Source organism: Pseudomonas sp. SIMBA_068 (assembly GCF_046534705.1).
Taxonomy (GTDB): domain Bacteria; phylum Pseudomonadota; class Gammaproteobacteria; order Pseudomonadales; family Pseudomonadaceae; genus Aquipseudomonas; species Aquipseudomonas putida.
Window position 1 is genome coordinate 1 of sequence record NZ_JAWRYI010001533.1, and the last position, 239, is coordinate 239.

A 239-nucleotide genomic window follows, 5' to 3' on the forward strand; every position below is an offset into this window, starting at 1 on the left:
CGGTGAGGTTGCGCACCCGCCCGGTGATCCGCGTATCGGCGTTCACCTGATAGCCGACAAAGGCACCGAAGATCGTGTAGGCCGGCGCGTAGCGGCTGTTGGCCGCATTGGCGTACATCGAAGACACGTAGCGGGCGTCGCTGCCCACCTGCCAGGACGGCGCCAGGTCATAGGTCAGCCACAGGTTGCCGACCTTGTCCGGAATGTTGGTAGGCCTGTTGCCCTTGCGCGATACCGGG

Annotated in this window: 1 protein-coding gene; it reads right to left on the minus strand. The window is 64.9% G+C overall.

From position 1 onward, the window contains the following. Positions 1-239 (minus strand): TonB-dependent receptor domain-containing protein (locus tag SB756_RS34815; protein ID WP_410913849.1); only part of this gene is annotated, 239 nt, incomplete at both ends.